The organism is Pseudoalteromonas sp. UBA6610 (assembly GCF_002433295.1).
In the GTDB taxonomy this organism is placed as follows: Bacteria; Pseudomonadota; Gammaproteobacteria; order Enterobacterales; family Alteromonadaceae; genus Pseudoalteromonas; species Pseudoalteromonas atlantica.
This window is the reverse complement of the sequence record NZ_DJHW01000076.1, coordinates 1-5,221: the sequence shown is the minus strand read 5'-3', so window position 1 is coordinate 5,221 and position 5,221 is coordinate 1. Positions and strand designations below refer to the sequence as shown.

Genomic DNA, 5,221 nt, shown 5'->3' with positions numbered 1-5,221 from the left:
CGCCTGTTGCTGCGCTGTTGTTTTTTCGTTTTGGCTCGAAAGCTCATTAACAAAACCACGGTTCGATTCGCCCATCGCGCTTTGTACTTCAGCCATAGAGTCAGAAAGCTTATTAAGCGTTTGCGATTGCTCAGTTAACCAGCCACCTAATACCGACTGTAAATTATCTACATGGTTTGCTTCACGCGTCGCTTGCGATTCCTGCTGCGACTCAATCGCTGCAAACAGTTTTTGCTCCATAAGCTGTTGGCGTTCTTCGCTTTTGTTCAGCATTGCTTCTAGTTGCTGGTTAAATTGCGATGACACACCTGCTTGTTGCTCAGCCAGTAACTCAGCTTGTTTACTGCTTTGTTCAAGCACTGCGCTCATTTGCCCGCTCAAGCTACTTACTGCCTCGTGCATTTGCTCAGTCGACTTTTGTATAAGCTCGCCTTGGCCTCTGCCTGCCGCTTGCATGCTCTCAGTAAAGTTACTAATTAAATGCTCAAGCACGCCGCTGGTTTGTTGGCTGGCATTACTGACTAAAGATTGCATAGCCGGTGCCATTACATTGTTAAGTGCATTGGTAAAGGCCTCTTGCATGTCTTTATTCATGCCTGTAATGGTTTCTTGTAGGCGATCGCCAATTCGCTCATGCAATTCTTGCAGTGCTTCACTGCTATCACTGGTGTTTTTAGAAATATCAACAAGTGACTTTTCAGCAGGCAAACGAGGAAATAAAAAATCGATAGTTTGCTGAATTTTTACTACTTTTTTAACTATTCTTCGCTCTGTGTTTTTCTCAAACACATTAAGCAATAAACTAAGCCCTACCCCCCAAACAGAGGTCACAAATGCCATTGCCGAGCCGTTAATCATGCTCGTAATACCATCTTTTAATGCTTCTATTTCCTTCGTCTCCATGTGCAACCCTTTTAAGCCCATTGTTAAACCTAAAAAAGTACCTAATACACCAATTGCGGTTAAAAAAGAGGGAGCTGCAGCGAGTAATCTATTTGAAGTGATACCAGAGGCCAGTGTTCTTGGATTAAAAAAGTGCTCAGCATCTAAAGTGTTATAAACTCCTTTTTCACGGTGGTCGAGTACTAAACTTTCATCAAACTCACGCCAAAGGTTTTTAACTACCTCGTTGTTTGAATCCTTTGCTTTATGCTTGATAGTAGCAATATTATCGTAAAGTGAACTTGTAGTTTGACCTGCTACAATTTCCTCCACGCCTTTTATTGTTTTTTTACTATTACTACTTAATTGGAAAACGCGAGAAATCGCGAATCCAAAAAGTAATAGCATGGCAATAATAAACCAGCGCCCCAACAAAGCATCTGGCCATAATAAATCAGCCTGAAATGGCAAATATTCAAACATTACTTTCTCCTAATCCCTTAGAATGCGGGTATTTCTTACTTTATAATTAAAATTTTAATATTTTGTAGTCACTATTTTAAGTAACTAAAGGTTTACCTATTTCTGCGTGGGTTGGTTAAAAATAAGTTGGTGCCGTTGCTTTCATAGCGGTTATTCCAAACCAAATCAAAATAAATACGGTGGTTTAAACCTATATTTGCCGCTTTATCTTTTAAAAAGTTTTGTATATCTGCGTAGTGCTGCGCTGTTTCAATGTCTTTGTAAGTAAAGCGACGCTTAATGCCTAGAGCCTTCGCTTCTTCAGTGGTAAATATAAATTCAGACTGAAAAATTTGGCTATCAAGGGGTAAAAACAGCCATGCTGTGGCGGTTTTTCTTGCTGGTGCAAAGTCTTCCCCCATTGCTACAAAGTGCTCAAATACAATATCTACGGGCTTTCGTACTTTATTAAACGACTGCAATTGCAAAGGTTTAATATTTTTACTCAGTTCAATTTTTAGCTCACTACATAACTCGTTTGCAAGCGCGTTTAACTCTATTTCAGAAGTAAGATTATTGAGTGCGTGTATTAAATAATCCTTCTTTTTAGTTAATACATCTCTAAAGGTATGTGATGCGCCTAAGCAATTATTACTTTTACGATGAAAGCCACGATAGGTATTTGAGCCTAAGCTTTTTAACACCAATTTTTCGTAGCTGAGTAATGGCGTAGGTGTTAAAAATACCGTATCACCCACTTCGTTCATGCGTTTTACTTGTGCCTGCATTTTATATATCCTTTACGTGCTAAATAAGCGGCCTGCTTTAAAAACTGAGTGTCAGCTATGTTTTTATTTAATTTACCTTGGGTCATTTAACATCCTTGTTATTATTTTTTGAAATAGCGTTGTAGTTCGCCAGAAAAGGCTTCTCGGTTTGGAGAGTTGAGTAGCAGTATGTGTAGGAATTTAATAACAGCAAAATGATAGTCTGCTATTAGTTTAGCTAAATGACCTTGCTCAAATAATCCATAAGTAAGCATAGCCTTGGTGCTTTTTGTAGTAATAACAAAAACCTCTTCAGGCATAGGCTTACCCTGCTGATAAAGCGCAAAAAGAGTTTTGGTTAATACTTGTGGGCTTGCACCGGTAACTATTAGTAGTACATTCTTCATCAACGATCCTTTTGTATGAGGAATCTACATAATACATAAATTACATAGTTAATGAAACTTGTTTAAGCTCAGTGGATTAGAGGTATAATAACTTAGCTTTAATTTAATAACTCTTTAATCAATACAGATCCCAACTGCCGTGTATTAAATGGACTTCCGTTGCCATTTAAAATTGAAACACCCAACTCTTTAGCAATATCACGTAAGTAAGGCTTACTAGGTGTTACAAGCTCATTATTTAAAAATACTTCTATGGTGCCGTTTTCTAGCTCTACCAATTTGTAGTTATTCCATGTAGCTTCTTTTACATTTAGTAAAATACGTGGCTTAACAAGAGGGTTAATTAACTTACTCATCGCAATAGCGCTCTTACCTGTTGGCCCAATATTCATGAGTGGTTTTGCTTTTTCAACCGGGGCATCTAATAAAGTCTCAACCTGCATTTCTTCAGTATTTATTTTCAGGATCATGATACGGTCAACCAACGCTAACGTATTTGTGTTAAAGCTTATATGGCCGCTTGACCCCATTTTAGCTGTTGTTTTTACCGATATCCGCTCACCACTACTTGATACAACATCGTACCCTGCCTGGTTAACCTCTGTTGCCATACGACCATTCGTGATTAGTGCAGCGTAAAGCTCGCCTATTCGACCGGTCAAGTGTCTTAGCTCAGTTGGGGGAATACCCCAGCTTAACTCCCTTTCTAACCAGCTCATAGCTTCACCTAGTGATTGAATAATCTGCATTTGAGTTAAAGCCATTTTATTTCCTTATTTGTATATATCTACTTTAAAACGTATAAAGGTGTTTATAATTCATACTAATTAAGCTCCTTGATATGCATTGTGTATATGACCAATCTACGTCTCCATTCACTTGTGCTTATTTTTAGCACTAGCAGAACTACATTTAAGTATACCTAAGCAGTGCATTTTTGTAGGGTACTAATACCAATCGACTTAAATATTTAGCCTTTTTAGCGTACTAAATAAAGCGTTAACGGCGTTATAAACTTCTTATGTGGAGCAACTACATGTCGAAATTTATGCCTTGTTGTCACTCTATTTATCTATCGCTATAAATGTTTAGAAACCTAACACGATTGGTATAGAAGCGAATTAAAACTATCAGCTTTGGTAAAACGAGCTAAGAAAGGATAGAGCTGCAACCTACAAGATTTAACGTAGTTGCAGGCACAAAAAAGGACGCTAAAAAGCGTCCTAATATTGAATGATGGTGGAGGAAGAGGGATTCGAACCCTCGTTAGGGATTAACCTAAACACACTTTCCAGGCGTGCGCCTTCAGCCACTCAGCCATTCCTCCACGGTGTTGCTTAGCAACAGCGCGTTATAGTATGAAATAGGTTACACAGGTGCAAGGTCTTTTTAAATTTGTGCTGTTAAGTGTCTAATAATCAATCAGCAATTTACTTTAGGCATAAAAAAACGGCTAAACCTTAAGGTTTAACCGTTTTTATGCATTAGGCTAATTACTTAGCCATGCTAGCTGTAAAGTCTAACATGCGATTAAGTGACTTGAGCGCGCCTTCGCGTAAGTCCATATCTACAAACACTTCTTTACCACGGGGGTCTATCAGAGCTTCTTCAATCGCTTTTAAGCCATTCATTGCCATCCACGGGCAATGTGCACAACTTTTACATGACGCGCCTTCACCCGCTGTTGGGGCTGCAAAAAACTCTTTTTCTGGGCATAGCTGCTGCATTTTGTAAAAAATACCGCGGTCTGTCGCTACAATAAACTTATCGTTATCCATTGTTTGCGCAGCTTTTATTAGTTGACTGGTTGAGCCAACCGCATCTGCTAGTGCCACTATTTCTGCAGGTGACTCTGGATGCACCAATACACCCGCGTCTGGGTGCAGGGCTTTCATATCTTTAAGCGCTTTTGTTTTAAATTCATCGTGTACGATACATGCGCCGTTCCACATGATCATATCGGCGCCAGTATTTTTTTGAATGTAGCTACCAAGGTGTTTATCTGGGCCCCAAATAATTTTTTCACCTTGCTCATCTAGGTGCTCTACAATTTCAAGCGCGCACGATGAGGTTACAATCCAATCTGCACGGGCTTTAACGGCTGTAGAGGTGTTTGCATACACTACAACTTTACGATCAGGGTGCTGATCGCAAAACGCTGAAAACTCATCAATAGGGCAACCAATATCTAACGAACATGTTGCTTCTAGCGTTGGCATAACAACCGTTTTGTTTGGCGTTAAAATTTTAGCGGTTTCACCCATAAAACGTACGCCTGCAACGATGATCATGTCTGCATCGTGGCGAGCACCAAAACGTGCCATTTCTAATGAGTCGGCAACACAGCCCCCTGTTTCTTCGGCAAGTGCCTGAATTTCAGGATCTGTGTAGTAATGGGCTACCAGCACTGCATTTTTATCTTGCAGTAGTTGTTTAATACGTGCTTTATATTCGCCTTGCTCGTCTTTAGTCAACGGCGCTGGCTTAGGAGGAAAGATATAACCTTCAGGCATAATAGTTTGAGCTAGACTCATGTTCTCGACCACTTCATCTACAGTGCATTAATTACGGCAAATTATACGAGAATACACGGGCAAATAACAGCTATCTGGGCATGCTGTTTATAAATAAAAGTAAGAAACTGATTTAAATAAAATAAGAGAAGAGTTGAGATTTTTTAGAAGTGGTGGGTCATGATGGACT

General features: G+C 39.5%; 5 protein-coding genes and 1 tRNA gene. All 6 read right to left on the bottom strand.

Annotated elements, in window-relative coordinates; all coding sequences use genetic code 11:
• Window positions 1-1,365 (bottom strand): anti-phage ZorAB system protein ZorA (gene zorA, locus B4F91_RS10240; protein WP_288635709.1); only part of this gene is annotated, 1,365 nt, incomplete at its 3' end.
• Window positions 1,366-1,457: 92 nt separating this feature from the next.
• Window positions 1,458-2,132: a hypothetical protein gene (locus tag B4F91_RS10235; RefSeq protein WP_286936327.1), complete on the bottom strand. Its 675-nt coding sequence runs from the start codon at window positions 2,130-2,132 to the stop codon at window positions 1,458-1,460.
• A gap of 101 nt (window positions 2,133-2,233) precedes the next feature.
• Complete coding sequence (locus tag B4F91_RS10230; protein ID WP_286936325.1) at window positions 2,234-2,518, bottom strand: CRISPR-associated ring nuclease; 285 nt, start codon at window positions 2,516-2,518, stop codon at window positions 2,234-2,236.
• Between the two features lie 98 nt (window positions 2,519-2,616).
• Entirely contained in the window at window positions 2,617-3,282 is a 666-nt protein-coding gene (locus B4F91_RS10225; protein WP_286936324.1) for a DUF6998 domain-containing protein, read from the bottom strand.
• Between the two features lie 473 nt (window positions 3,283-3,755).
• Window positions 3,756-3,845 (bottom strand) — tRNA-Ser (locus B4F91_RS10220).
• Window positions 3,846-4,011: 166 nt separating this feature from the next.
• Window positions 4,012-5,052, bottom strand: a complete 1,041-nt coding sequence (gene nadA / locus B4F91_RS10215) for a quinolinate synthase NadA (RefSeq protein ID WP_004589501.1) — start codon at window positions 5,050-5,052, stop codon at window positions 4,012-4,014.
• Window positions 5,053-5,221 lie beyond the last annotated feature (169 nt).

Bases quoted from the DNA above. Each gene is read 5' to 3' on its own strand.
- B4F91_RS10235 (WP_286936327.1), bottom strand. From the start codon at position 2,132: ATGCAGGCACAAGTAAAACGCATGAACGAAGTGGGTGATACGGTATTT.
- B4F91_RS10230 (WP_286936325.1), bottom strand. From the start codon at position 2,518: ATGAAGAATGTACTACTAATAGTTACCGGTGCAAGCCCACAAGTATTA.
- B4F91_RS10225 (WP_286936324.1), bottom strand. From the start codon at position 3,282: ATGGCTTTAACTCAAATGCAGATTATTCAATCACTAGGTGAAGCTATG.
- nadA (WP_004589501.1), bottom strand. From the start codon at position 5,052: ATGAGTCTAGCTCAAACTATTATGCCTGAAGGTTATATCTTTCCTCCT.